Annotated in this window: 26 protein-coding genes and 2 pseudogenes; 13 read left to right on the forward strand and 15 right to left on the reverse strand. The window is 73.1% G+C overall.

Annotation, left to right across the window (positions count from 1 at the left end; genetic code table 11):
• Window positions 1-241 precede the first annotated feature (241 nt).
• From SVTN_RS32960 to SVTN_RS32975, 4 genes are all read left to right on the forward strand, one after another.
• Window positions 242-1,414, forward strand: coding sequence for a cytochrome P450 (locus SVTN_RS32960; RefSeq protein ID WP_052499426.1), 1,173 nt, complete (start codon window positions 242-244; stop codon window positions 1,412-1,414).
• Between the two features lie 455 nt (window positions 1,415-1,869).
• On the forward strand, window positions 1,870-2,151 hold the full coding sequence (locus tag SVTN_RS32965) for a hypothetical protein (RefSeq protein WP_041132370.1): 282 nt from the start codon (window positions 1,870-1,872) through the stop codon (window positions 2,149-2,151).
• Window positions 2,152-2,322: 171 nt separating this feature from the next.
• A complete protein-coding gene (locus SVTN_RS32970) occupies window positions 2,323-2,820 on the forward strand; it encodes a sensor histidine kinase (protein ID WP_174518307.1) in 498 nt (165 codons plus the stop codon).
• Window positions 2,817-3,518 (forward strand): response regulator transcription factor, encoded by a 702-nt coding sequence (locus SVTN_RS32975; protein ID WP_041132372.1) that lies wholly within the window; start codon window positions 2,817-2,819, stop codon window positions 3,516-3,518. The genes SVTN_RS32970 and SVTN_RS32975 overlap by 4 nt, the downstream gene beginning before the upstream one ends.
• On the opposite strand, the gene SVTN_RS32980 is transcribed toward SVTN_RS32975, so the two are convergent.
• Together SVTN_RS32980 and SVTN_RS32985 are read right to left on the reverse strand one after the other, a co-directional pair.
• The gene (locus SVTN_RS32980; RefSeq protein ID WP_159026532.1) at window positions 3,448-3,903 is read right to left on the reverse strand and encodes a hypothetical protein; all 456 of its coding nucleotides are present in this window, start codon (window positions 3,901-3,903) and stop codon (window positions 3,448-3,450) included. The genes SVTN_RS32975 and SVTN_RS32980 overlap by 71 nt on opposite strands.
• The gene (locus tag SVTN_RS32985) at window positions 3,893-4,375 is read right to left on the reverse strand and encodes a plastocyanin/azurin family copper-binding protein (RefSeq protein WP_041132373.1); all 483 of its coding nucleotides are present in this window, start codon (window positions 4,373-4,375) and stop codon (window positions 3,893-3,895) included. The genes SVTN_RS32980 and SVTN_RS32985 overlap by 11 nt, the downstream gene beginning before the upstream one ends.
• A 174-nt stretch (window positions 4,376-4,549) precedes the next feature.
• On the opposite strand from SVTN_RS32985, the gene SVTN_RS32990 reads away from it, so the two are divergent.
• From SVTN_RS32990 to SVTN_RS33000, 3 genes are all read left to right on the forward strand, one after another.
• A complete protein-coding gene (locus SVTN_RS32990) occupies window positions 4,550-5,116 on the forward strand; it encodes an RNA polymerase sigma factor (protein WP_041134488.1) in 567 nt (188 codons plus the stop codon).
• Between the two features lie 5 nt (window positions 5,117-5,121).
• Window positions 5,122-5,883 (forward strand): anti-sigma factor family protein, encoded by a 762-nt coding sequence (locus SVTN_RS43380; protein WP_041134489.1) that lies wholly within the window; start codon window positions 5,122-5,124, stop codon window positions 5,881-5,883.
• 150 nt (window positions 5,884-6,033) lie between these two features.
• A complete protein-coding gene (locus SVTN_RS33000) occupies window positions 6,034-6,264 on the forward strand; it encodes a hypothetical protein (RefSeq protein ID WP_041132374.1) in 231 nt (76 codons plus the stop codon).
• Window positions 6,265-6,545: 281 nt separating this feature from the next.
• Here SVTN_RS33000 and SVTN_RS33005 read toward each other — a convergent pair whose 3' ends face one another.
• Window positions 6,546-6,896: an antibiotic biosynthesis monooxygenase family protein gene (locus tag SVTN_RS33005; protein WP_041132375.1), complete on the reverse strand. Its 351-nt coding sequence runs from the start codon at window positions 6,894-6,896 to the stop codon at window positions 6,546-6,548.
• A gap of 241 nt (window positions 6,897-7,137) precedes the next feature.
• Between SVTN_RS33005 and SVTN_RS45015 the strand changes: the two are divergent.
• Together SVTN_RS45015 and SVTN_RS33010 are read left to right on the forward strand one after the other, a co-directional pair.
• Window positions 7,138-7,218, forward strand: a pseudogene (locus SVTN_RS45015) (TetR family transcriptional regulator); the annotation flags it as partial.
• Window positions 7,216-7,380, forward strand: a pseudogene (locus SVTN_RS33010) (transposase family protein); the annotation flags it as partial. The pseudogenes SVTN_RS45015 and SVTN_RS33010, both read left to right, overlap by 3 nt.
• Window positions 7,381-7,506: 126 nt before the next feature.
• Here SVTN_RS33010 and SVTN_RS33015 read toward each other — a convergent pair.
• From SVTN_RS33015 to SVTN_RS33035, 5 genes are all read right to left on the reverse strand, one after another.
• Window positions 7,507-8,526, reverse strand: a complete 1,020-nt coding sequence (locus SVTN_RS33015) for an MASE1 domain-containing protein (protein ID WP_041132377.1) — start codon at window positions 8,524-8,526, stop codon at window positions 7,507-7,509.
• Between the two features lie 134 nt (window positions 8,527-8,660).
• Complete coding sequence (locus tag SVTN_RS33020) at window positions 8,661-9,503, reverse strand: PP2C family protein-serine/threonine phosphatase (protein ID WP_041132378.1); 843 nt, start codon at window positions 9,501-9,503, stop codon at window positions 8,661-8,663.
• A gap of 516 nt (window positions 9,504-10,019) precedes the next feature.
• The gene (locus SVTN_RS33025) at window positions 10,020-10,853 is read right to left on the reverse strand and encodes a class II glutamine amidotransferase (RefSeq protein ID WP_041132379.1); all 834 of its coding nucleotides are present in this window, start codon (window positions 10,851-10,853) and stop codon (window positions 10,020-10,022) included.
• Window positions 10,854-10,973: 120 nt separating this feature from the next.
• Window positions 10,974-12,056: a YihY/virulence factor BrkB family protein gene (locus SVTN_RS33030; RefSeq protein ID WP_052499764.1), complete on the reverse strand. Its 1,083-nt coding sequence runs from the start codon at window positions 12,054-12,056 to the stop codon at window positions 10,974-10,976.
• 56 nt (window positions 12,057-12,112) lie between these two features.
• Window positions 12,113-12,757 carry a VanZ family protein gene (locus SVTN_RS33035; RefSeq protein WP_245727724.1) on the reverse strand — a complete coding sequence of 215 codons (645 nt, stop codon included), beginning with the start codon at window positions 12,755-12,757 and terminating at the stop codon, window positions 12,113-12,115.
• 207 nt (window positions 12,758-12,964) lie between these two features.
• Between SVTN_RS33035 and SVTN_RS33040 the strand changes: the two genes are divergently transcribed.
• Window positions 12,965-13,648: a DUF4230 domain-containing protein gene (locus SVTN_RS33040; protein ID WP_052499429.1), complete on the forward strand. Its 684-nt coding sequence runs from the start codon at window positions 12,965-12,967 to the stop codon at window positions 13,646-13,648.
• A gap of 459 nt (window positions 13,649-14,107) precedes the next feature.
• Here the strand turns inward: SVTN_RS33040 and SVTN_RS33045 are convergent, their stop codons facing one another.
• Window positions 14,108-14,950 (reverse strand): RNA polymerase sigma factor SigF, encoded by an 843-nt coding sequence (locus SVTN_RS33045; protein ID WP_041134493.1) that lies wholly within the window; start codon window positions 14,948-14,950, stop codon window positions 14,108-14,110.
• Window positions 14,951-15,134: 184 nt separating this feature from the next.
• Between SVTN_RS33045 and SVTN_RS33050 the strand changes: the two genes are divergently transcribed.
• Complete coding sequence (locus SVTN_RS33050; protein ID WP_041132380.1) at window positions 15,135-15,557, forward strand: ATP-binding protein; 423 nt, start codon at window positions 15,135-15,137, stop codon at window positions 15,555-15,557.
• Between the two features lie 22 nt (window positions 15,558-15,579).
• On the opposite strand, the gene SVTN_RS33055 is transcribed toward SVTN_RS33050, so the two are convergent.
• The 3 genes from SVTN_RS33055 to SVTN_RS33060 form a co-directional block, all read right to left on the reverse strand.
• Window positions 15,580-16,005, reverse strand: a complete 426-nt coding sequence (locus SVTN_RS33055; RefSeq protein WP_052499430.1) for an SsgA family sporulation/cell division regulator — start codon at window positions 16,003-16,005, stop codon at window positions 15,580-15,582.
• 220 nt (window positions 16,006-16,225) lie between these two features.
• A complete protein-coding gene (locus SVTN_RS44455; RefSeq protein WP_159026533.1) occupies window positions 16,226-16,378 on the reverse strand; it encodes a hypothetical protein in 153 nt (50 codons plus the stop codon).
• Window positions 16,375-18,045 (reverse strand): PP2C family protein-serine/threonine phosphatase, encoded by a 1,671-nt coding sequence (locus SVTN_RS33060; RefSeq protein ID WP_041132381.1) that lies wholly within the window; start codon window positions 18,043-18,045, stop codon window positions 16,375-16,377. Before SVTN_RS33060 ends, SVTN_RS44455 begins: the two co-directional genes overlap by 4 nt.
• Window positions 18,046-18,586: 541 nt before the next feature.
• Between SVTN_RS33060 and SVTN_RS33065 the strand changes: the two genes are divergently transcribed.
• Window positions 18,587-18,844, forward strand: a complete 258-nt coding sequence (locus SVTN_RS33065; protein WP_041132382.1) for a WhiB family transcriptional regulator — start codon at window positions 18,587-18,589, stop codon at window positions 18,842-18,844.
• A 68-nt stretch (window positions 18,845-18,912) separates the two neighbouring features.
• Here SVTN_RS33065 and SVTN_RS33070 read toward each other — a convergent pair whose 3' ends face one another.
• Both SVTN_RS33070 and SVTN_RS33075 read right to left on the reverse strand, forming a co-directional pair.
• Entirely contained in the window at window positions 18,913-19,398 is a 486-nt protein-coding gene (locus SVTN_RS33070; protein ID WP_052499431.1) for an ATP-binding protein, read from the reverse strand.
• Window positions 19,399-19,510: 112 nt separating this feature from the next.
• On the reverse strand, window positions 19,511-20,713 hold the full coding sequence (locus SVTN_RS33075) for a PP2C family protein-serine/threonine phosphatase (RefSeq protein WP_245727726.1): 1,203 nt from the start codon (window positions 20,711-20,713) through the stop codon (window positions 19,511-19,513).
• A gap of 107 nt (window positions 20,714-20,820) precedes the next feature.
• Between SVTN_RS33075 and SVTN_RS33080 the strand changes: the two genes are divergently transcribed.
• On the forward strand, window positions 20,821-21,333 hold the full coding sequence (locus tag SVTN_RS33080; RefSeq protein ID WP_041132383.1) for a MarR family winged helix-turn-helix transcriptional regulator: 513 nt from the start codon (window positions 20,821-20,823) through the stop codon (window positions 21,331-21,333).
• Between the two features lie 117 nt (window positions 21,334-21,450).
• On the opposite strand, the gene SVTN_RS33085 is transcribed toward SVTN_RS33080, so the two are convergent.
• Window positions 21,451-22,623, reverse strand: coding sequence for a PP2C family protein-serine/threonine phosphatase (locus tag SVTN_RS33085; protein WP_041132384.1), 1,173 nt, complete (start codon window positions 22,621-22,623; stop codon window positions 21,451-21,453).
• Between the last annotated feature and the right edge of the window lie 44 nt (window positions 22,624-22,667).

Raw genomic sequence — 22,667 nt, forward strand, 5'->3', positions numbered from 1 at the left:
CGAAGCTTTGTGAAAGATCTGAGGCAGGTAGTCATACCAGCCGCCCCAGTTGCGTGGTAGCGTCACCGGCGCTCGGCTCGGATGATGTTCGAAGAAGCACCGACCAACAGTCGGTGAAGCACCAGCGAGGCGTTCCACCCACCGGTGATCCGGCGTCTCGCACGCTCGACTCGGTCAGCAACCAAGGCCTCAACCAGGCCCGATGTGCAGGGGGAGACGTTTCGTGGAGCAAGCGGCAGCCGTGGACCCGATTCTGGATCTGGCCCGTCCGTCGATCCTGCGGAACCCCTACCCGGCCTACGCCCGACTGCGGGAGACCACCCCGGTCTTCTGGCACGAACTGCTCGGCTCCTGGGTCCTGACCCGCCACGCCGACTGCCTCGCGGTGCTCACGGACAGCAACCGTTTCGCCTCCGACTGGCGCCGCGCCGGCGAGGACATCCCCGCGCCCCTGCTGAGCGTCCAGACCCTCGATCCGCCGGAGCACACCGCCATCCGGCACCTGCTGCTCGACGGCTTCCGCGCCCAGGACCGCCAGGCCCTGCACGACGGCCTGGAGCACGGAATCGCGGACCTGCTCGCCGAGTTGGCCGACCGGCCCTCCTTCGACCTCGTCGGAGAGCTCGCCGAACCGGTCGCCCTGCGCTTCGTCACCGCTTTCCTCGGCGTCCCGGCGCCCGAGCTCGACTGGTTCGTGCCCATGTCCCGTACCGTCGTCGACGGCATGGACGCCGGGCTCTGGCCCGAGAAGCACGAGCCGGCCGTCGCGGCCCGGGCGCGGCTCGCGGAGTACGCCGGCGGGTGGCTCGCGGATCCGCCCAAGGAAGGGCTCATCGCGTACGTCGCCGAGCACGCGGCGGACAGCGGCGTGGCAGAAACGGTTCTTCGGAACAGTCTGCGCGCCGTCCTCCACGCCGGCTACGAATCCGCCTCACGGCTCCTCGGCAACGCCGCGGCCGCCCTCCTCACCACCCCCGGCGCGCTCGACGCGTTCCGGGCGACCCCGGCCACGGCCGTGGACGAACTCATCCGGTACGACGCACCCGTCCAGGCGGACGCCCGGGTCTGCGTCACCGACACCGAACTGGGTGGCGTCACCATCAAGGCGGGTGATCCGGTCACGCTCTTCCTGGGCGCGGCCAACCACGACCCGCTGCGGTTCGACCACCCCACAGAACTGCGACTCGACCGCGCCCCGAACCCGCACCTCGGGTTCGGACGCGGGGCCCATGCCTGTCTGGGCGCGTCCATGGCGATCCGGCTCGCCGGATCGGTCCTCGGGGCCCTGGCCAGGGACTACCCGGACGCACGGGCCGTCGCGGAACCGGACCACCGGCGCAATCTGACCCTCCGCGGTCTCGACCGCTTCGAGGTCACGCTGCGCCCACGAGCGGGGGAGGAGGTTCGACCATGAAGTACTGGCACTGAAACCAGCGAGCGTGACGCCCGTCCGGGAGGCGGGCGGCACGCCGGTGCATGGCTCACGTGCACCCCGCCGGAGCCCGAGCCCGCTGCGCGGCTCGGGCTCCGGCCTTTCCCGCCGCCGTACCCGAGGAACCCCACGACGACCGGCAGCGCGTCTCCACCGATTCGTGTACGCGAACCCCTCGGGTCCGCGAGGACGGCCCCTGGGTTCGCGAGGACGGCCCTCGGGTTGTGAGGACAGCCCCGGGTCTGTGAGGACGGTCCCGGGTCTGTGAGGACGGTCCCGGGTCCGCGAGGACGGCCCCCGGGTCCGCGCGGACGGACACTCCGCGCGGTGAACGCCACGAGAACGCCATCGGGCCGCCGGTCGTGACATCCTCGGACGAACCGCCCACGCCGACGTCCCGCAGTGGGCCTTCTTCGTCTCCTGCGCGGAGGGACACCTTGCTCATCAGCCACGCCGTACGTCACGACGCCCTGCACGTGACGCTCCACCGCGACCTGGACGTCACCAACCGTGCCGCGGCCGCCCTCCAGATCCAGGCCCTCGTCCAGGAGCACCGGCCCGTCCGGGTGGTCATCGTGGTCCCGGCCGCCGACCCCAGCCCCGCCACCCTCAGCGCCCTCGCCCGCGCCCACCGCATGTGCGCCGGCCTCGGCGTCCCCCTCACGCTCAGCGGCGCGAGCGACCGCACCCGCCGCCTCCTGGACGCCAACAGCGCCTGAAACGGCGGTCCCGGAGGCGTACACCGAGCAGGGCCGTACGACCACGGTCCGATCCGCAGGTGTGGCCCCGGCTCCGACGACGTGGTGCGGACGGCGGCGGCATCGTGACCCCATGACCGTCACGACTCCGGCAACCACAGTCCCGCACCCCGTCTTCCCGGGACGTTGGGAGTGCTGCGCGGCGACACCGAGGGACAGGGCGCGCGGAGCCCCGCCTCGGCGGAGACGGCTCCCCCGCCCGGCCTCGACGACCTGCCGTCCCTCGTCCGGCGTGCCGAGCAGGCGGGAGTGCGTACGAGACTCAGTGCCCGACCGGACGCCGCCCTCCCCGCGGGGACGGCACTGACCGTCTGCCGGATCGTGCAGGAGGCGTTCACCAACGTGATCAAGCACGCCGGCGACGGAACGCGGTGCCAGGTGACGATCACGGCGGACGCACGCGGAGGCGTGCACATCGAGGTGGTGGACGACGGGGCCGGGAACGCGGCCGTGACCGGCCGGGCGGACCTCACCGGCGGCCACCTCGTGGGGATGCGGGAACGCGTGACGATGTACGGGGGCACGCTGGAGGCCGGACCGAGGCCCGGCGGCGGGTTCGCCGTGTCGGCCCGTCTTCCGCCCGACCCCGCCCAGGACACGCCCACGAGCCGGCAGGAGACGGCAGCGTGACCGAACCGATCCGGGTACTCGTCGCCGACGACCAGTCGCTGCTCCGGGGCAGCTTCCGGGTGCTCGTCGACACCGCCCCGGGGCTGACGACGGTGGGCGAGGCCGGCACCGGCGCGGAAGCCGTCGAGAACACGCTGCGACTGCGCCCGGACGTGGTGCTGATGGACATCAGGATGCCCGGCATGGACGGCATCGAGGCGACCCGGCACATCGCCGGATCCCCCGAGACGGCCGGGACGCGCGTCCTCGTCCTCACCACCTTCGACCTCGACGAGTACGTGTACGGCGCGCTGCGGGCCGGGGCGGCCGGTTTCCTCCTCAAGGACACCTCCCCCGAGGTCCTCCTCGCGGGCATCCGCACGGTCGCCGCCGGGGAGTCCCTCCTCGCGCCCTCGGTGACCCGGCGCCTGATCGCCGAGTTCGCCCGTCTTCCCCGGGCCCACCGTGCGGTGAGCTCCTCGCTGGAGGAGCTCACGGAGCGCGAGCGCGAGGTCCTGCTGCTTGTGGCACGCGGCTTCTCCAACGCCGACATCGCCGCGTACCTGTGCCTCAGCAACGGCACCGTCAAGACGTACATCGGCCGGCTGCTGACCAAGCTGCGGGCGCGCGACCGTGCGCAACTGGTGATCAGTGCCTATGAGTCGGGACTCGTCCATGCTGCTCGTCCCGATCCCGCGGGTGGTGGTGGCGGTGGCTGAGCGCGGCCACCGCCAGGGTGGTCAGGACGAGGACGCCCGCCGTCTCGACCGCGATGGTCGGGCGGACGAGATCCGCGTCCGCCGATTCCTCGAAGCCGAACAGGCCCGTCGTGAGGCTCAGGAAGAGCGCGCCGAGGGTGCCCGCGGTGAACAGCGCGGTGGCGGCGGCGACCGGTCCGAGCCAGCGGTACGGGGTGAGGAGCAGGGCGACGGCCAGGAGGCAGCCGAGGACGCCGTTCAGCAGGAACAGGCCGCCGACGGTGGCCAGGTCGCGGTAGCCGTCGGCCCACAGCGAGAGGTGGATGGCGCCCATCGTCGCCGTCAGCCCCGCGGCGGCCGTCCGCAGCACGAGCACGGCGGCGCGGCGGGTCCGGTCAGTAGCCATTGCCGGGAGAGCTGGGAGAGCTGGGAGAAGTGGGAGTGCCGGGCTTGTTGACGGGGGCGCCGGCCACCGTGATCTCGGTCTTCATGCCCAGGTCCTTGTGTCCGTCGACGGGGCAGTAGACCTCGTACTTCCCGTCCTTCAGGGTTACCGTGAGGGTGGTGGACTCGCCCGGCGAGACGGTGCTGGAGCGGTTCTCGCCGCCCGGGCCCTCGACCTCCAGGGCGTGGTCGTGATGCCCGGTGTTCGTCGCGACGAAGGCGTACGTGCCGGGAGTGAAGGTCTGCCGGGACAGCGTGATCCTGAAGTCGGCCAGGTCCGCGGTCACCCGGGTCGCGCCCGCGGGTGCCGTGCTCTTCTGGGCGGGGGGCGGGGTGCTCGAACCACCGCCGTCGCCGCCTCCGCAGGCGGCGAGGAGGCCGGCCAGCGCGACGGCCGGCAGGGCGAGCAGCGCGCGGGTACGTGTCTTCGTCATCGTTCGGTCCTCCGGTTCGGTCCCTACAGGGGGTACGGCGCCGGACCGCGCCGGGATTGCGGGTCCGGGCGGACAATGGGCTCGGAGCAATCGCTCGGAGCAATCAATGGGCTCGGAGCAATGGGCTCGAACGATCCCTTCGGGGGCTTCGGACGTACCACGGGTGTGGGACGCATGGGTCTTCCGCTGGAGCGGGTTCCCGACGAGGCACTGCTCTCCGGACTCGCCACGGGCGATCCGGAGATCGCGGTGGCGTTCGTGCGCCGTTTCCAGCGCTCCGTCTACGGGGTGGCGGTCGCCGTGGTCGGTGATCCGCGGCTCGCGGAGGACGTGGCCCAGCAGACCTTCGAGCGGGCCTGGCGGCACGCCCAGGTGTACGACGGCCGGCGCGGCTCCGTACGGGCCTGGCTGACGGCCATCGCCCACAACCTGGCGATCGACGCGGTACGGGCCCGGCGCGCGGTCCCGGTGGCTCCGGAGGACCTGGAGACGCTGGTCGGGATCGTCTCGGAGACGCCGGAGCGGCACGCGCTCGCCGACGACGCGGCCGAGCGGGTCCGGCGGGCGGTGGCGGCGCTGCCCCGGGAACAGGCGCGGGCCCTCGTGATGGCCGGGATCTACGGGATGACGGCGCGGGAGGTCGCCGCCTTCGAGGGCATCCCTCTGGGCACGGCGAAGACCCGGATCAGGGCGGGGACGATCAAGGTGCGGGCGCTCCTGGAGCGCGAGGAGACGCGGTGAGCGGCATGGACTGCGAGCGGCTGCGCGAGGAGGGCGCCGAGCTGGCGCTCGGGATCCTTCCCGCGCGCGAGCGGGCCGAGGCGGTGGCCCACCTGGACCGCTGCCCGGACTGCCGCGCGTATGTGGAACGGCTGACGGCGGTCGGGGACGGGCTGCTCGCGCTGCTGCCGGGGGCGGAGCCGCCGGTGGGTTTCGAGAGCCGGGTGGTACGGGCGATGGCCACAGCCCCCACCGCCCCCACCGCCCCCACGGCCCCCACCGCTCCCGCGGCCCCGGCGGCCCCGGCGGTGGGACGGCACCGCACGAGGTGGCGCCGCTTCCGGCTCGCCGCGGCGGGCGTGGCCGCGGCCCTGGCCTTCGGGTTCGGCGGCTGGGCGGTCGGCACCGTGGTGGAGGGCGCGCCCCCGGTGGTGGCTCCGGGACCGCACGTCCTGGAGGCGGCCCTGATCTCCCCGGAGCGGGCCGGGGACGGCCGGGAGGTGGGCCGGATCTACGCGCACCCGGCGGACGCCGAGGGCGGGAACGGCTGGGTGTACATGTCGGTCGACCTCGGGGACGTACGGGCGGTCGACGGCCCGGTGCGGTGCCTCCTGCTGCGGGCCGACGGCTCCACCGTGCCGCTCGGCTCGTTCCCCCTCAGGGCCGGTTACGGCTACTGGGGAGCCCCGTCCCCCGTGGACCCCGGCACGCTGAGCGGCGCCCGCCTGGTGGCCGCGAACGGAACCGTCCTGGCGACGGCCCACTTCACCACACCGGAAGTCAACTGACCATACCGGTACGCTCATTCGTCACATCCGTATCGGTACGGAAGAGGGAAGTGGAATGAGTCGCAAGACGTGGTTGTCCACGGCAGCAGCCTTCCTGCTGGGCGTGGGGGCCACGGTGGCGGTGTTCGAGCCGACCGAACCGTCGTCGGGGTGACGGTCAGCAGCAGACCGCCGGCCGACGAGATCCCTCGCACGCGGCAGGCCCTGGTCACGGAGTGGGAGAGGGCGCTCGCCGAGGCAGGCCCGAAGCTTCCCGAGGGCTGGGAGAAGATGACGACGGACCAGATCCGGACCGAGCACGTGAGCCAGAAACTGGCCAACGCGGGTCCGCCGCCGACGGGCCCGGCGCTCGACCCCGATTTCAAGGGCCCGGACGACTGACGCAGAGGGAACGGGCACCGGCCCATGTTCGGCCGGTGCCCGTTCCCTTTCCCCGTGCCGTGCCGCCAGTTGAGCGTGCCGATCCTGACCTTCTGCGGGTCGGTGGTCTGCCGGCCGACGGTCAACTTCGGCTTGGGGGAGGGCGCCTCGGCCCTGCGGCCGGCGCGGTCGGCCGGAAGGGTGGAGAGCGGCAAGGGGCACGCCCCATCGGCCGTGGAAGGCGACGGGGCGTGCGGGGTGGAATCGCCGACGAGCGCGGTCGCGCCTCTACGGCTGCTGTGTCATACGTCGATCGACTCGAAGATGTGCGGGTACGAGACGATGTCGTCGGGGAACTCGGCGGCCATGCGCTGGAACTCCGGGTTGCCGAACGCCGTGGCGAGAGCCTCGGTCGACTCCCAGACCGCGACGTTCATCAGAAGCCGACTGTCCGCCGTTCCCTTGTGCATCTGCAGGGAGACGAATCCCGGCTGAGCCTTCATGAACTCAGCCTGCCTCCGGAAGAGGGCCAGGAACGCTTCGGTCCTCTCCTCCGGAACGAAGAAGGTGTTGGCCAGGACGATGGGCCCGGTCTTCTCCTTGAACTGCGCGAACAACGGCGTATTCGGGTCCAGGGTCTGCAGCTTGGTCATCTTCGCTACTTCCTCTCGTTGTCGGTTGTCCCACGGCGCCGAGGCCGGCCGCCGCCGTACTGGATCCGGCGACGCTCGCCACCTGTGGCACGAGGAGGTCTGACGGACGCTCAAGAGCACCGCCGACGCCCGCCTCCTGGGGGAGCCCGTGCGGTGTCAATCCGAGATCTAGCGCCGCTAGGTGACGAGGCAACGCTAGTACTGCTGTCGCTCGATTGTCTAGCGGCGCTAGGGTCGAATCGTGTCGGTACAGGAACGCAAGCAGCGCGAACGGGCGGACCGCGAACGCCTCATCGTGGCCACCGCCCGTGAAAGAGAAGAAGCCCGGCACGGACACCCGTCGAAACGCATCACCGTCGAGCACGCGCTCGCCGACCACAAACGCTGGAAGCAGCTGACCCGCTGGACCCACCGGCGAGAGGTCCTCCCCGGCACCTACCGGGCCATCGCCGGCCTCCTCTCCGACCGCAACACCACCACCTGACAAAACCACCAGCTCAGGGCCGTGCATCTCCGACGCAATCACGCATCAGCTTGTTGGCGTCGGACAGTTCCCATGCCTTCAGTCGTTGTACGACTCCTGATCCCTGCGCCGGCTCCGGCGCGGGGATCACGGATCCCGGTGCCCGCCGGGCGGGGCCGCCCGGCTCTCGGCGGTGCCGGGCGGACCCGGTGAGGGCTCGCCCGCCGCGAGGTGCTCCAGGACCTCCGCCAGTTCCTGGCAGGCACGGCGCACCGACCGGCGGGTCGCATGCTGCTCGGTGATGACGGAGCCGAGAAGCAGGGCGGTCAGGGCGGCGGAACCGTTGAACGCCTGGAGCTTGGCCATGACCTCGACGTCCGTCAGGTGGAGGAACGCGCCCCGCCCGGAGGTCGCCCCGAAGGTGGTGAGCACGGAGGCGAAGAGCGCGCACAGCATGCTTCCGGCGAGCTGAAAGCGGAGCGCTGCCCAGATCAGCAGAGGGAAGACGAGGAAGAGCATGCTCATCGGGCTGAGCACGGCCATGGGCATGAGGACCAGGGTCGTCAGCCCCAGAAAGGCCGCCTCCTTCCAGCGCCGTACCCGGAACCGTCCGGCCGGCCCCGCGAGGACGAGCAGGAGCGGGGCGACGAGCAGCACCCCCATCGTGTCGCCCACCCACCAGGCCAGCCAGGCGGGCCAGAACTCGCTCTTGTCCAGGGAGCCCTTCGCCACCTGCAGTCCGACCCCCGCGGTCGCGCTGATCAGCATGGCACCGAACCCGCCGAGGAAGACCAGGAAGAGTCCGTCCCGCAGCCGCGCCATGTCGCGCCGGAAGCCGGCCCGTCTCAGCAGCAGGAAGGCGCAGAGCGGCGCGACGGTGTTGCTCACCACGGTGACCACCGTGGTGGGCCCCGGAGTGGTGAGGGAGGCGATGACGAGGAAGGAGCCGAGGGCGATCCCGGGCCACACCCGCGCGCCGAGCAGCAGCAGGGCGGCGACGGCGACGCCGGTGGGCGGCCAGATGGGGGTGACCACCACGCCTTCGACGACGAGGCGGCCCATCAGGCCGAGTCGTCCGGCCGCGTAGTAGCAAACCGTCACGGCCAGCGACATCAGAGCCGCCTCCGTAGAGGGCCGGAACTGCCGAATATCCAACACGTCAGCCATCAGACACCGGCCGGGCCGCCACGACCGGGCAAGGGCCCCTGCGTGTCGGGCGACGCCGTACGGCACGGGCCCGGGCCGCTCCGAGGACCGCCCCGCTCCGAGGACCGACCCGGCCCGAGGCGAGCCCCCTCCTCTCACTCCTCGGCCGCCGACCGGGCCGGACCGCCGTCATGGCCGACGACCAGGACGGCCGCGTCGTCCTCGTGCCCCACCGTGGCCGCCAGTTTCATGACGGCGGTGGCGAGCGCGTCGACGTCCAGCCCGGCGACGGCGGTGATCCCGGCGAGCCGCGTCACCCGCTCCAGGCCCTCGTCGACGTGGAGCGAGGGCCCCTCCACGACCCCGTCGGTCAGGAGGACGAAGACACCGTCGGAGGTGAGCCGGTGGCGCGTGGACGGGTAGTCGACGCCGTGGAGCACACCGAGCGGAGGCCCGCCCTCGCTGTCGTCGATGCCGGAGCGGCCGTCGGTGGTGGCCCAGATGTGGGGGATGTGACCGGCCCGGGCGCATTCCAGGGTGCCGGCAGCGGGGTCGAGCCGCAGGAAGGTGCAGGTGGCGAAGAGGTCGGCGCCCAGAGAGATCAGCAGGTCGTTGGTGCGACCGAGCAGCTCTCCCGGGTTTCCGGTGACGGAGGCCAGCGCGCGCAGTGCCACGCGGACCTGTCCCATGAAGGCGGCGGCCTCGATGTTGTGCCCCTGCACGTCACCGATGGACATGCCGATCTGCCCGCCGGGCAGGGAGAAGGCGTCGTACCAGTCACCGCCGACGTTGAGCCCGTGGTTGGCGGGCTCATAGCGGACGGCCAGCCGGGCGCCCGGAACCCTGGGCAGGTCCGAGGGCAGCATGCCGCGCTGCAGGGCCACGGCGAGCTCGACACGGGAACGCTGCGTCTCGGCCAACTCCCGCGCCCTGGCGGTCAGCGACCCGAGCCGGACCAGAAGGTCCTCGCTGTTGTCGGTCGGCCGTCTGCGGAACATCGATCACTCCGACGTCACGACAATCCTCGCATCAGTCCGTCCCGTCTCCAGCACGCGGGACCACAGGGGACCACCTCGGTACGAACAGGTCCTTCCCCACTCTGCCCGGAGGGGATGGCGTCCGCATCTCATCGGCGAAGAACGCGGCGGATCCCAGGGGGCCACCCCACACCGCCGGAAACGAACAGCGGTTCGGCGAGATCGAAGGCATCGCCCGCCCCTGACCTCCGTCCGGACCGAGCAGGCCGACGCTGCGCGACCCGCCCGGCGGTCACCCGCCGCACCCGGCGCTCCGGCGCCCGGTGCCTGCCTGCCCCGGCGGCAAGGCACCGACGGCCCCAGGGACGCCGGGCACGACCACGAACCACACCCCCGTCCCCCGGGCGCGAAGCGCTCTGCGCCGGTCCTCCCCGCCGCCGGCGCAGCCGTCGGCCCGCTCGACGTGCTGCCGCGGGGTGGTACGTGTACGGGCCGCCGCTCCGGCCGCCCCACGGACACGTCTTCCCGGCGGTACGGTCAGACCGCCGCCGGAGCGAAGCGGTGGAGTTCGTCCGCGCCCGGCTGTACGACGCCGTAGCTGTTCTCCGGCACCTCGTTCCAGGCGCCCGGCAGATCTCCCAGGGGCTCGGAGACGACGAGACGGGTCTCCTCCGAGACGCCGCGCAGGAACGCGACGTCGGGGTGGAGGCGGCGCAGGGCGTCGACGCGGCTGCTGTAGAAGAGCGAGCGGGACGCCCGGGCGGTGGAGTAGCGGAAGACCCAGACGCGCTCGCCGTCGGTGAGGGCGAGCGTCATCTGGAGGGGGTGTTCCACCCCGTGCTCGCGTCCGACCCGCTCCACGACGCCCGCCATCCTGGCGACGGCCGCGGGCGGGTCGTCGTCGAGGCCGTGGGTGAGGGCCAGGTAGAACATGACCTCGGAGTCCGTGGTGCCCTCGATGTCGGCGTAGAGCGCGGGATCGACGAGCAGGGTCAGCTCGCGGCGCAGCAGCGGGAAACCCGCGATGGCGCCGTTGTGCATGAACATCCAGCGGCCGTGCCGGAAGGGGTGGCAGTTCGACTGCTGCACGGCCGTCCCGGTCGAGGCCCTGATGTGGGCGAAGAAGAGCGGGGACGCGACGTGGTCCGCCAGCTCGCGCAGATTGCGGTTGTTCCACGCGGGCCCGATCTCCCGCAGCAGCGCGGGGGTGCCGGTGTGCTCCGAGTACCAGCCGATGCCGAATCCGTCGCCGTTGGTCGTCTCCACGCCCATCTTGGAGTGCAGGCTCTGGTCGATCAGAGAGTGGGCGGGCTGGTAGAGGAGCGTTTCGAGCAGTACCGGCGTCCCCCGGTACGCGAGCCACCTGCACATACGCGATCACCTGAATCCCTGTGTGGCACCGGTCCGGCACGCCGTCCGGTCCTCTCGTTCTCGGACCGCCGCTCCGGGAGGCCACAGCGGCGGTGTTCCCGGCAGTGTCCGTCGTGCCCCTCATGCGTCGTGGTGGTGCGTCCGGTCCGGCAGCCCCGCCTCGCGGCGCTCCTCGTCGCTCCACGCCCGGGTGTCGCGCGGCCTGACGTACGGTTCCCGGTCCGGCGGCATGCCGCCGACCACCGCGCGCCGGCGCAGCAGCTCGGCGTCGAACTCCAGCCCCAGCAGCACGGCCAGATTGCCGATCCACAGCCAGACGAGGAAGACGACGACGCCGGCCATGGTGCCGTAGACCCGGTTGTACGAGGCGAACGCGGAGACGTACACCGCGAAGCCCGCCGAGGCGGCCATCCAGATCAGCAGGGCGAGCACGCTGCCCGGGGTGATCCAGCGCCATCCGCGGCCCTTGGCGTTCGGGCTCCCCCAGTACAGCAGGGCGATCATGACCACGGCGAGCAGGAGGAGGGCGGGCCATCTGGCCACCCACCAGATCGTCAGGGCGGTGTCGCCGACGCCCAGCGCGTCTCCGGCCCGGCGTGCCGCGTCGCCGCTGAGCACGAGCAGCAGGGCGCCCGCGGCGGCGGTCACCATGAGCGCCGCCGTCATGCCGAGCCGGACCGGCAGCAGCTTCCACAGGGGGCGGCCCTCGGGGACGTCGTGGACGCGGTTCGCGGCGCGCATGAAGGCGCCGACGTAGCCGGACGAGGACCACAGCGCCACCAGGAGCCCGACCCCGGCCACGAAGGCGCCGGTGCCGGTGCTGCCGCTCAGGGCCTGCAGGGCCTGTTCCAGGACGTCGCGGGCCGGTCCCGGCGCCAGCTCCCGGAGGCTTTCCGTCACGCGCTCGGTGGTCCGCCGTCCGCCGATCCCGAGCAGCGAGACCAGGGCGAGCAGTGCGGGGAAGAGCGACAGGACGCCGTAGTACGTCAGCGCCGCCGCCCGGTCCATGAGCTCGTCGTCCGTGAACTCGCGCACCGACCCCTTCAGCACCGCGAACCAGGAGGACGCGGGGAGGTCGGCGGGCGAATCGGGGGCGCGCTCCTCGACGGCGGTGCCCGGTCCGGCGCCCTCGGCGCCGGACGGGTCGGGGACCGGGGTCGGGGGCTCGGGGGTCCGGCGTTCGGGGACGCTGCCTTCGGCCATGCCCCGACGGCTACCCGCCCCGGCCGGTCCCATGCCGGAGCCCTTCGTCCCGGCCGTCACGCCGAGGTGCCGGCCGGACGCCGGCGCCGCCACCAGCGGGGGCGGGTGCGGGGGTGCACGGCCCGGCCCAGCCGCCGGCCGACGGTCACGTACCCGAGCAGCGCGCCCGTCGTGTTGAGGAGGACGTCGTCGACGTCGAAGGCGCGGCCCGTCACGAGCGCCCCCTGCACCAGTTCCACGAGCAGCATGGTGGCGGCGGTGAGGAGCGCGACCCGGAGGAAGCCGCGGGCCCTGCGGGACAGCAGCGGCAGCAGGATCCCGAAGGGGACGCCGAGGAGGACGTTGCCCCCGAGCTGCTTGACGGTGTCCAAGAACGCGGGCCGGCTGAGGTACGCCTCGATCGAGCGCCCGGGCGTCAGGTTGTCGTGGGCGAGGGGCACCGACGCCGGCGAGGCCTCCAGCGTCAGCCGGGCCAGGACCACGGCGAACGCCACCATGCCGGCGAGGGCCGTGAGGGCGACGAGCGCCCGCACGAAGCGGCCCGGCCCGCGCGGGACAGGGGCCTCGGTACGGGGCGCGGCGGTGCCGGGGTCCGCAGGCTCCGGGCTCCCGGCGGCCCGCGCCGCGTCGTCCGCGCGCCGCACGCCTTCCCCCGTACCCCCGTCCCCGCCGGCGGCATCGGCGTCCCGTTCCTTCGGCACGCTTCTCGGAACTCTTCGACCGAACATGAGCCGTCTCCTCCCCTGGGTGTCCTCGTGCGATCGGACCCCGCGTACCCGTGCCCGGGGACGACATGCGCCGCGGTTCCCCGGGCCCCCACCTCCGCAACAACCCCCCCTTGCGCCACAACTCAGATCATTTCCGGGGGAGTTGAGTGTGCGCGCGGTGGACTCGGGCAACCGGCTTCCATGGGAGAAGGAGAAACGGACAACCGCCCCGAGCCGGCCGGCCCTTCGTGGCGGCGCCCCGGGGGCCGGTGGCGCATCGTCGCCGGTGTGCTGCTGGTGCTCGCCGTCGCCCTCATGCTGATCGGCCAGTTCCTCCGGCTCCCCGGCCTGGACGTCTTCGGGACGGAGGTGCGGGACCGCTCCGGTCCCGCCGTCCTGAAGTCCGTCCAGGACCTGAGCCGGTGCGAGGGGGCGTCGGGGACCTACCAGGTGGTGGTCGACCTGGAGCGCGACGCGCGGTTCCTGCCCGACGCGATCCGGGGCACCCGCACCCTGTACGTGGCGAGCGGCGGCGTCGCCGCGTACGTCGACTTCGGCGGCCTCGGGGACGCCGCCGTGACCGTCGACGCCGACCGGACCGAGGCCACCCTACGGCTGCCGCACGCCCGGCCGGCCGACCCGGCGCTCGATCCGGAGAAGTCGTACGCGGTGTCGAAGCAGCGCGGCCTGCTCGACCGGATCGGGGATCTCTTCTCGGACAACCCCGCGAGCGAACAGGCCGTCCACGTTCTCGCCGCCCGGCGCATCGGCGACGCGGCCCGCGCGTCCGACCTGACGTCCCGGGCGGAACGGAACACCGCCGCGATGCTGCGGGAACTGCTGCGGGGCCTGGGCTTCGAGCGGGTGACCGTGACCTTCGTCTGACCGGGGTCCACCGGGCCCGAAGCCGCCCGTCCGGGGACACGCGGACCGACGCGCCCGTGTCGGTCCGCCGGCGGGGCAAGAGACTTCCACGAGCACTCACGACGACGACCGGGCCGCCCCGGACGCCACCACCGTCGAAGCCCCGGGCCCGCTGTCCAAGGCGCTGGAGACAGCGGAGCGCGCCCGGGGCCATCTGTACGGTTTCCACCAGCCGACCGCCACCGCGGTCGCGGCCCCGTCCGGCGGCCGGGAGCACCGCTTCGAGCCCCGGCTCCAGAGGGAGCGCCGCACTCCGGCCACCCCGGCCGCGGGAACCGACGCGTGAACCCCGCCGGCGTCCTCCCGGGCGCGAGGGCCGTGGGCCGGGGCAGGCACCCCTACGCATGAGAACGGCTCCGGGGTTCCCGCACCGGAGGCGTGTCCGGTGCGGGAACCCCGGAGCCGTCCGGGACGGCCGGATCAGCCGGCGCCGGTGCCCAGCAGACCCTCGCGCAGGCGCTTCACGGTGCGCGAGAGGAGCCGCGAGACGTGCATCTGCGAGCAGCCCAGCCGCTCACCGATCTGAGCCTGGGTCAGTTCCTCGACGAACCGCATGTGGATGATCCGGCGGTCGCGCTCGTCGAGGTCGGCGATGAGCGGAGCCAGCGAGTGGAAGTCCTCCACCAGCTCCATGGCGGGGTCCTCAGTGCCGATGAAGTCGGCCAGCGAGGCGTCGTTGTCCTCGTCCTCGCCGTTGAGGGCGGCGTCGAGCGACGAGGAGTTGTAGCCGTTGGAAGCCAGCCGCGCCTCGGTGACCTCCTCCTCGCTGAGGCTCATCAGCTCGGCCAGTTCCTTGACCGTCGGCATCCGTCCCAGGCGGGTGCTGAGTTCCTCGGTCGCCTTGGCCAGCTCCACGCGCGCCTCCTGGAGCCTGCGGGGAACGTGCACCGCCCAGGAGGTGTCCCGGAAGAACCGCTTGATCTCGCCGACGATGTAGGGGACCGCGAAGGTGGTGAACTCGACCTCGCGCGACAGCTCGAACCGGTCGATCGCCTTGATCAGGCCGATCATGCCGACCTGGACGATGTCCTCCATCTCGTCGGCGCGGTGCCGGAAGCGCCCGGCGGCGTAGCGGACCAGGCTCATGTTCATCTCGATGAGGGTGTTCCGCGCGTACTGGTACGCGGGCGTCCCCTCCTCCAGCGTCGCGAGCTCCTGGAAGAAGACCTTCGACAGGGCCCTCGCGTCCCTGGGTGCGACCGCCGACGTGTCCGCGATCTCCGGCAGCGCCCGTGTTCCGGACTCGACTCCCGCCATCGACATCGTGGTGACCGTCACACCTGTCTCCTTTCACGTGTGTTCCTCAGGGGTACGCGTGGCCCGAGACTGGCCGCCTACCCCGACTTCTCGCGTTCAGACCTGTCGAATCCGCATGAGTTTCCGGTCGGTTTTTCCCCGCCGTGCGAGGGGCAGACGGAATCCCTGACCGACCCTCAGGAGGAGAGACATGACACGGGACCCCTCGATGAGGGCCGTCGGCTGGGCGCGTTCGCTGCCGATGGGCAGCAGCGTGAAGACGGCCCGCGACTGGACGCGCGAGCACCTGGCGGCGCTCGGCTGGGACCGTACCGCCCCCGGCGTGGCGGACTCCGTCGTGCTGGCGGTCTCCGAACTCGTCACCAACGCCCATGTGCACGCCCGCAGCGACGCGCAGCTGATCCTCACCTGGGACGAGGAGTGCCTGCACGTCACCGTGCACGACGCCTCCCCGCGGGTGCCCGAGCAGCGCAGCCCGGACGACGGCGCGCTGGGCGGCCGCGGACTGCTCCTGGTCGACGCCCTCGCCGACGACGTGCGGACCCGCCCCTGCCCGCGGGGCAAGGACGTCACGGCCTGTTTCCGTCCGGCCGACCACGGCCGTCCCGGCTGAGGTAGCGGCTTCCCGCCGCACTTCAGTGCCCCGGGGACGCGAGCAGCGGACCCCAGTCGATGTGGCGTTCCTCCGTACCCTGCGGCACCAGGACGAAGGTCTCGCGCACGAAGCGGCCGATCGCCTCCTGCTCGCAGCGGACGACGGCGCACTCTGCCGCCGGCCCGAGCCGGAGCAGGAGCCCGCCGTCGGGGGTGGGGCGGATCCGGACCTCGCCGTCGCCGGTGGGGCCGAGCGATCCGGCGAGGATCATCTCGCGGTCGACGCGCCACACCACCGGGTCCTCGCCGAGGAGGTGGAAGGCGATGCTCAGGGCATGGGGGTCGCGGGAGTCGTAGCCGACGGTGGTGTCGATACGGACCGCCGCGTCCGCGGTGAACAGGTCCATGGCCATCGGCTGGATGAGGCCGCGCGGTGCGGGGAGCGGTGCGACGGGGGGCTGGGGCATGAGGTCCTCCGGCTGAGGGGCTGTCAGCGAGCGGGTGCGGTGTCCGCTTGTCCCGTCCCGTCCCTGTTACACCTCGTGCCGTCGTGGTGGATGCGTCGATGGTGTCGCGATTCGGTGAAGGCCGTGAAGGCCGTGAAGGACCGTCAGGGACCGTCAGGGACCGGCGGGACGGGGGGCTTTCCGCCGTGCCGGCCGGGTCCCGCGGTCTCGGACCGGCCCGTCAGGTGCTCGTAGGCGCCGGTGAGGAGGAGCAGCCGGTCGAGGAAGGGCGGTCGGCGGTGGCGGCCGGTTCGTCCCTCGTCTCCAGGGCCGCCCACAGCCGTCGGCGGGTGGCGGCGAGGACGCCGGCCGGGGTGGTGGTCCGCGTGCTCATGCGGTGTACCTGTCCCGGGTGTGGCCGTTCACCGCGGACGGACGGGTGGTGTGCGGCGCGGTGATGGCGACGACCGCCATGTCGTCGTGAGGACCGTCGCCCACCCAGTCCCCGGCGATCATCTGCACGCGCTCGACGACCGCCTCGGCCGGGAGCCCCACGCACTCGGAGAGCGCGGAGCGCAGCCGGTCCTCGCCGAACATGGCGGGGCCGAGCGGCCCGCCCCGGGCCTCCGTGATCCCGTCCGTGTAGAGCAGACAGGTCTCGCCGGGGGAGAGGTCCACGGTCGCGGACCGGCTGGTGACGACGGGGAGGGCGCCCACCAGGGTCCCGCCGGTGTCGGCCTCCTCCACCTCTCCCGTGGCCCGCAGGACGAGCGGGCGGGGGTGGCCGGCGCTGGTGAGCCGGAGCCGCACCCGGCCGCCCGTGCGCCGCACCGAGGCCAGGACCAGGGTGGCGAAGCGGGTGTGCCGGGCGGTCAGCAGGGCGCCGTTGAGCAGCCGCAGGACGTCCTGGTGGTCGCCGGCGAGGGGCAGCAGGGCCTGCACGGTGCTGCGGATCCGGCCCGTGAGCACGGCGGCGTCCAGCCCCTTGCCGCACACGTCGCCCAGGACGGCGAGCGTGTCGCGGCCGTCGTCGGCGCCGGGGTGCACGTCGTAGAAGTCGCCGCCGATCCGCTCGGTGTCCCGGGACGTGCGGTAGCCGCCGGCGAAGTCGACGCCGTCGACGTGGTGGAGCCGGGGCGGGAGGAGTTCGGCGATCAGCGCGCGGGCGACGCGGGCCTGCTCCGCGTAGAGGCGCGCGGCCGAGAGGGCGGCGCCCGCGCGGGCGGCGAACAGCCGGGCGAAGCGCTCCTCAGAGGCGTCGAAGGCCCGCTGTCCGCCGCGCCGCAGCAGGACCAGGACGCCCGCGGGCGCGCCGTGGCCGGGCAGCGGGGTGATGGCGACGGACCCGGGGGTCCCCCCGAAGCCCTCGGGCACGGCCCAGGACGGCAGTTCGGCCGGGTCGATCCAGCGGGCGGGCACCGGCGGGAAACCCCGGAGCGCCTCGGCGAGACCGGGTACGAGGGCCGGGTCCAGGGTGAGCTGCGTCCGCTCGAAGCCCCCGGCCATGGCGGTGACCACGGTGGAGCGGTTCCGCATCCCGGGCGGGGAGATCACGAGGGCCGCGTCGCCGAGGTGGTCGGCGGCGAGCAGGGCCGCCTTCTCCAGGCAGCGGTCGGGGTTGAGCGAGGCCAGCAGCTGGGTGGAGGCCTCGGCCAGGATCGCGTGGCGCTCCCGTTCGGTGCGCAGGGCGTCCTGCGCGGCCGTCAGGTCGGAGTCGTCGACCAGCCACCAAGCCACGTCGCCGTGGCCGGACTCGGTGGGGTGGGCCCTCAGGAGCCTGCCGTCGTGGCTGCCGCGCAGCGGGGCGGGTGCCGCCGCGGCGGGGGCGCGCGCCGGGCGGGCCAGCCGCCGGTGGGCGTCGGCGAGCCATCGCGGGACGGCTTCGTCCAGCCCCTTGCCGACCCCCAGTCGCGGGAAGAGGTCGGCCGCGGCGGCGTTGAACTCCACGACGCCGCCCTCGCGGTCGGCCACCACCGCAGGGTGCGGCGAACCGCGCCACCAGGGGTTCCCCGCTTCCGTGGTCTCCCGGGAGCGGCTGGACTCGTCCTCGAAAACAGTCATAAGCGTGGCCCGCGCGTCGTGGCCCGCCACCTTCCCACTCGACGACAGCTCGTCCGTCCACCCTTGCGCAGGGGGCTCCGCACATCAAGTGAACCCCCCTCTTCCGGTACGCGTACCGCCCGGCCCCGCACGATCCCCACGATTCCGGCACAGGTGCTTCACCGGAAGCGGCCCTCGGGTGGCGGTGAGGACGAGGACCCCCCGGTCACCGTCGATGTCCTGTCCGCCCGTGAAACCGTCTCCTTCCACGTTTCCCTGTCCTCCGGATTCATGACGGAGGAGGGAGTTTCGACGTGGTGTTCGGGGTCAGTCGGATTCCGGAACGCGGTCCGCTCCCGGAAGGATTCCGCCGTGCCGGTCTTGCTGGTCCTGGTGTTCGGTGTCGGTGTGGCGATGACGTGGTGGAGCCTCGTGCCCGCCCCGCGCGGTCCGCGGCGCGGTCCCCGGTGACGCCCCGGCGCGGCCCCGCGCGGGTTTCACGGACGGACGAGCGGTCAGGCGGACGGGACACGAATCCCTACTCATGTGCCAGGAGGCTCACATGGAAGGCTGGCGTGCGGCCGCGGCCTGTCAGGAGGTCGACCCCGATCTGTTCTTCCCGGTGGGGACCGGGGCTCCCGCGCTCGCGCAGGAGGAGGAGGCCAAGAGGGTCTGCCTGCGCTGCCCGGTACGCGAACCGTGCCTGCGCTCGGCCCTGGCGCAGCCGCATCCGCCGTCGGGCGTGTGGGGCGGCCTGACCGAGGCCCAGCGGTGGTCCCTGGCACGCCTGGCACGCCGACGGGCGGACGACCGCGGGTGACCGGCCCGCGGATCACGCCCCCGGACGTTCCCGGAGGCGTCCGGGGACCCGGAGGTGGTGCCGGTGCGTCACCGCGCCCGCCGGTTCCGCGGTTCCGCGGGGTCGGCGGGCTCCGGCAGCAGGGAGAGGCGGGCGCGGACCCGCTTCCCCGCCGGGGCGGGCTCCACGGTCAGGCTCTCGCAGACGGCGACGACGATCTCCACGCCGTGCTGGCCGATGCGGCGGGGGTCGTGCCCGCGGGGTACGGGAGCGGCGGCCTCCTGGTCGAAGACCGAGATCTCCAGGGCGTCGCGGCCCAGTTCGAGCAGGAGTCGGCAGGGGCCGGCCGTGTGCCGGATCGCGTTGGTGACCAGTTCGCTGACCACCAGCTGCGCGAGCTCGACGCGCTCGTTGCCGACCGGTCCGCGCAGCACGGCCGGGGCGGCCGCGAGGAATTCGGCCGTGAAGGCACGCGCCGACGCGATCGCCCCGCCCCGGGAGGCGTCGCCGTAGACGACGCCCGCGGACAGCAGGGGCTCCGGGACCGCGCGCTCCGCGGTGATCGCGTCCGTCATGGCGCTGGTACTCCCCTCGTCCTGGGCCGGTGGCCGGGCTCCTCGTACCCGCCTTTCCCCTCTTCACGGTTCTCACACCGCACGCCCCGCGGATCACCCCGAGGGCAGCGCGTCAGGGGGATGCCGGCCCGGTCCCCCCGTGCCGTCCCCCGTCCGGCGTCTCGGCCCCGTGGCCGCGCCAGTCGAGACAGAGTACGAGGACGGGGGCAGACGCGCCACGACGGGTGTCGCGCAGCGCCCGTACGACGGCCCGGGGGACGTCCGCGCCCTTCCGGTGGCGTACCCGGGTGAGGGCGCGGGCGACGGGACCGTCCGGTGCCTTGTCCCCGCCGCCGGCCGTCGGCTCCCCGGCGCCGTGGGCGACGAAGACCAGCCGGTCGCCGCGCAGGAGGCGCAGGCGCTGGGGAGCGTAGACGGTGTCCTCGAACATGCCCAGGGGCAGTTGGCGGTCCAGGTCGATGCGCTCGGTCCCGGTGGGGCGGAGGCGCCAGAGCGTCGGCGACCCGGCGTCCACCACCTCGGCCTCGCCGGTGGCCAGGTCGATCCGGAGCAGCAGGGCGGAGAGCGGGTGCCGGCCGCGGTACTGCCCGTAGAGCGCCTGGTCGGTGAGGCTGGCCTGCGCCACCAGGTCGAGCCCGGCCCGCCGGGCGTTGCGGAACGCCATCAGGGCGAGGGTGCTCGCCAGGGCGGCCGGGGTGCCGGGACCGGCGCTGTCGGCGACGACGATCACGAGGTCCCGCTCGGTGGCGCTCCAGTCGAGGAGGTGCCCTCCGGAGGCGTAGGCGGGCTCCCAGTGGGCGTGGAGGTCGAAGGCGGGTCCGGCGCAGGCCCGGCCCGGCAGGGTGTCCCACTGCATTTCCCCCGCGATGCTGAGGGCGTGCGTCCTGCGGGTGCGGCGGTACAGGTCGGTGTGGCGGTCGGCGACGCGCAGGGCGTGCCCGAGGGTCTCGGCGACCCGGGCGAGGCTCGCGGCGGTCTCCGGCGCGGAGCGCTCGGCGGGCAGGACGACGACCAGGACGCCGAACCGTTCTCCGCGGACCGTGACGGGCAGGTAAACGGTCGCCGTGGGCCCGACATCACGGAAAAGATATGGTTGCTGGGTGCGGAAGACGCGGCCGGCGGGGCCCGCGTCCACGGGCGTGTGCGACATCCCGGCAGGGGCCTGGACGGGCTCCACGGGGCGCAGGGTCGTGCATCCGTAGTCGATGAGCAGCAGATCGGCGGAGGTCGCGGCGTACAGCTGCGCGAGACTGGTACGGAGGGAGTCCAGGAGGAGGTGTGGTGCCGCCCCGCGCAGTGCGCCTTCCACTGTCACGTATCGATCCACCGGATCCGTACCGCCTTCTGGAGAGATGTGGAGATGACCGGTCCGTCGCAAGGCCGCTGTCCCCGGCCCCGGACGTCCGAGGAGGGTCGGCAGGCATGACGAGCAACCCCGCCCCGCCGCCACGGGAGCCGCAGCGGACGGCCGAGTCCGCCCGGGAGCTCATCGAGTTGCTGGAGGTGCTGTGGGAGCGCGGCCGGGACATGGTGTCGTCGACACCCGTCTCGGCGAGTCAGCTGCGCGTGCTGTACAGCCTGGACCGCGAGGAGGGGATCAGCCTGCGCACCCTGGGGGAGCTGCTCGGCTCCGCCCCGCCCTCGGTGAGCCGCATGTGCGACCGGCTGGAGGCGCTGGGCTTCGTGCAGCGGCTGCCCAGCCCCGTGAGCCGCCGGCAGCTGGAGCTGCACCTGACCGCGCACGGCAAGGCATACCTGCGGGACCTCAGGGCCCAGCGCGAGGAGGCCCTGCTCGCGGTCATCGCGGACATGTCGCCGACGAGCCGCAAGGCGCTGCTGCGGGGGCTCACCGGGTTCCACGACGCGGTGGGAGGGGGCGGAGCGGCCGCCTCGTCACGCGCCCGCACTCCGCTGAAGGACGTCAGTTCGGCCTGACCCCCGCGCGACGCCGGCTCCGGCCGGGCGCACACCCCATGTCCTCATTGCCACCTCTGGTCGTCCTCGACGCCTTCTTCCGGGCACCGCCCGGGTGTTGCCCCAAGGATACAGTTGTCATACTGCAACTGTTGACGCGGTGCCGTTCCAGTCGAGGCAGACGACCAGGGCGTCGTCCTCCAGCGGGCTGCCGCCGTGGTGGACGGCGAGCTCCCGGAGCACCGCCTGCGGCACGTGCGTGGGTGGCAGCAGTCTCGTCCCCCGCAGCGCGCGGGCCAGTGCCCGGTCCCCGTAGCTCTCCCCGGCCGGCGAGACGGCCGCGTACACGCCGTCGCTCCCGAACAGCAGCCGGTCGCCCGGCCGCACCGAGAACCGCTCCGGTACGTACACGGTGTCCTCGAACATGCCGAGGGGCAGCTGTGCCTCGAAGCCGACGGACTCCACCACCTGTCCCCGCTGCCGCCACAGCCGGGGCGAACCGGCGTCCACGGCCTCCACCTCGCCCGTGGTCAGGTCGAAGCAGAGCAGCAGCACCGACACGAAGGACTCGCCCCGGTACTGGGCGTACACGGCCTGGTCCGCCAGCGCGGCCTGGTCCGCCAGGGGGAGGCCGGCCCGGCGGGCGTTGCGGAGCGCGTTGATCGCGAGGTTCGTCAGCAGGGCGGCCTCGATGCCCTCCCCCATGCCGTTGGTGACCGTCAGCGTCAGCCGACCGTCCGAGACCGACCAGTCGTAGTTGTCGCCGAAGATGGCGTAGGCAGGCTCCAGATGGGCGGCCAGGGCGAACTCGGGACGGGTGCAGGAACGGCCGGGCAGCAGCTGCCACTGCATCTCCGCCGCGAGCGTGAGCCGGGTCGCGCGCCGCGCCAGGACGTACAGGTCCGTGTCGCGCTCCGCCACCAGGATCTCGTGGCCGAGCGCCTCGCAGAGCTGGTCGATCCCCGGCAGCAGCTGCCCGACGTCGGCCCGCGGAGGCAGCTCGGCCGTCAGCACCCCCAGCCGGTCCCCGCGGACCGTGACGGGCAGATGGAGCCGGAGCGCTCCGGACTCCCGGGCCACGTACGGCTCCTGGGCGCCGAAGGCGCGCCCCTGGGGACTGTCGTGGATCGGCACCGACGGGTCCGCCCCGGGAACGTGCCCGACGAGCTGGAGCGTCCGCAGGCCGTAGTCGGCCATGCGGAGCTCCACCCGCAGCACCCCGTGCTCCCTGAGGGCGTCCTCGACGACTCCCACGAGCCGGTGGGGGGCCGCCCGGCGGAGCGCCTGCTCGATCTCGGCGATCTCGCGCACGGTCTTCCTCTTCCTCTTCCCTGCGCCCGGTTCCTGTGCACGGG

Source organism: Streptomyces vietnamensis (assembly GCF_000830005.1).
In the GTDB taxonomy this organism is placed as follows: domain Bacteria; phylum Actinomycetota; class Actinomycetes; order Streptomycetales; family Streptomycetaceae; genus Streptomyces; species Streptomyces vietnamensis.